General features: G+C 40.6%; 3 protein-coding genes. All 3 read left to right on the forward strand.

Translation table 11 applies throughout. The annotated features are described in order from the left end of the window. On the forward strand, window positions 1-609 hold a 609-nt coding region (locus GT508_RS14240; protein ID WP_161144514.1), incomplete at its 5' end, for a helix-turn-helix domain-containing protein. 86 nt (window positions 610-695) lie between these two features. After that, a complete protein-coding gene (locus GT508_RS14245; protein ID WP_161144515.1) occupies window positions 696-1,991 on the forward strand; it encodes a tyrosine-type recombinase/integrase in 1,296 nt (431 codons plus the stop codon). A 389-nt stretch (window positions 1,992-2,380) separates the two neighbouring features. After that, window positions 2,381-2,625: phage integrase N-terminal SAM-like domain-containing protein (locus tag GT508_RS14250; protein ID WP_161144516.1), on the forward strand; the 245-nt coding region annotated here is incomplete at its 3' end.

The raw sequence follows: 2,625 nt of genomic DNA on the forward strand, positions 1-2,625 counted from the left end.
AAGCTGATAGGCAGCAGAATAAAACAGCGCCGTCTGGAATTGAATCTGACACAGCCTTATGTCGCAGAAAAGATGGGTGTTACTGCTTCTACAATCCTGCGTTATGAGAATGGTTCGATTGACAATACGAAAAAAATGGTGCTGGAAGGTCTTTCGGAAGCACTCCATGTATCTGTGGAATGGCTCAAAGGGGAAACAGATGAATATGAAACCGACATTACGGATAAGAGAGAGTTACAGATTCGTGATGCGATGGGAGATATTCTGGAACAGTTACCGCTTGCCCTTACCAAAGAAGAAGATGCTTTTTCAAAAGATTTATTACTGCTGATGTTAAAACAATATGGTCTGTTTTTGGATTCCTTCCAGTTCGCCTGCAAAAACTTCAAGGGAAATGCAGGTCAGACGGATATTGCCAAAACAATAGGGTTTGAATCGAATGAGGAATATAATGAGATTATGTTCTTAAGGGAAATCACTCCTACCATCAATGCTCTTAATGAGATGGCGGACGTTGTAAGGCTCTATTCCAAGAAACCAAAAACAGCAGAACAAAGGCTTGCAAATCTTTTATCAGAAGTCTTATACGAAGATTCCGAATCGGTATAGTAAGACAACCGGAGTTATGATATACTTACACGCACGAAGCATTTCATCAGTTCCGATTGTCTAATATCGAAAGGAGATATACGATTATGGCAAAAGGATCTGTAAGAAAAAAAGGAAAGAAATGGTACTACCGCTTCTATGTAGAGGACGCAAGCGGCAATCTTGTTCAGAAAGAATGCGTTGGAACAGAAAGCAAAAGTGAAACTGAAAAGCTGCTCCGTCAGGCAATGGATGATTATGAGAAAAAGAAATTTGTTGCCAAAGCGGAAAATCTCACAGTCGGACAACTTCTGGATGTGTGGGCAGAGGAGGAATTAAAAACAGGTACGCTCAGCAATGGTACTGTGGAGAATTACCTCGGAACAATCCGAAATATTAAGAAACACCCATTGGCAGAACGGAAATTAAAAAATGTAACCTCTGAGCATTTGCAATCCTTCTTTGATTTGCTTTCCTTTGGGGGAGTTCATCCCGATGGAAAAGAGAGAAAGGGTTACAGCAAAGATTACATCCATTCTTTTTCCGCAGTCATGCAGCAGTCCTTCCGCTTTGCAGTATTTCCAAAACAGTATATTACGTTCAATCCCATGCAGTATATTAAACTGCGGTATCAGACGGACGAAGTTGATTTGTTTTCGGATGAGGACATGGACGGAAATATCCAACCAATTTCACGAGAAGATTATGAAAGACTGCTTGCGTATCTTCAAAAAAAGAACCCAGCCGCAATACTTCCAATCCAGATACCCTATTATGCCGGGCTTCGTATTGGAGAAGCTTGTGGTTTGGCATGGCAGGACGTAAATCTGGAAGAACAATGCCTTACCATAAGACGCAGCATCCGATATGATGGCTCAAAGCGCAAATATATCATCGGACCAACCAAGCGGAAAAAAGTGAGGATTGTTGATTTTGGAGATACGCTGGTAGAGATTTTCCGTAATGCCCGGAAAGAGCAGTTAAAAAATCGAATGCAGTATGGAGAACTTTATCACACGAACTACTACAAAGAGGTCAAAGAGAAAAACAGAGTGTACTACGAGTATTATTGCTTAGACAGAACAGAGGAAGTCCCGGCAGATTATAAAGAAATTTCTTTCGTCTGCTTAAGACCTGATGGCTGTCTGGAACTTCCGACTACTTTGGGAACGGTATGCAGAAAGGTAGCAAAAACATTAGAGGGATTTGAAGGCTTTCATTTCCACCAGTTACGTCACACCTATACAAGCAACCTTTTAGCAAATGGAGCTGCCCCAAAAGATGTGCAGGAATTGTTGGGACACTCAGATGTCAGTACCACAATGAACGTCTATGCTCACTCCACAAGAGATGCGAAACGAAAATCGGTTCGGCTTCTTGATAAAGTGGTGGGCAATGACTAAAAAATTTCCCTTATTTCCCTTGTGATTATCTCATAAGGGCAAAAACAAGGGAAACTACATATCATTTTACTAATGGACAGGCGGGAAAGCCTGTAAAATGGGAAAGTTAGAGGGATAATTATATAAATTCCAGTTGAACTAAATCGCTGCGCGATGGCCTGCGAAGGCTGTGGCGCAGTTTTCTCTTTAACTTAAAAAGGCAGTAGATAATGAGCCCTAAAAGTAGTATTGTTAAATCACCACAAAATAACAATCGAACAGGATCATCATTAACACTGCCATGAATAGAATAACACCAGAATCTCTTTTTCTCAAGAGGGTATCTTTAATACGTGGACCTCCATGATGGCAGTGACTCATTAACGTTACTAGTATCATGGAGGTTTATTATGTACGAAAAATATTTTAACAAGCTCAGAGAGGAATGCCTGATTCGTAACAGGTCCTCCCGAACTGCAGATACCTATATCAACAACATACGTCACTTTATGAAGTGGACAGGCTATAAACCAATGGAAGATTTATCCCTTCAGGATGCCAGATCATTTATACTGGAAAAACGTAATTCCGGTCTTTCATCTGCAACCTGCAACTTTTATAATTCTTCCATTTGCTTTCTATACAAACATGTCTT

The organism is Dorea sp. BIOML-A1 (genome assembly GCF_009875615.1).
GTDB lineage: Bacteria > Bacillota > Clostridia > Lachnospirales > Lachnospiraceae > Dorea_A > Dorea_A amylophila.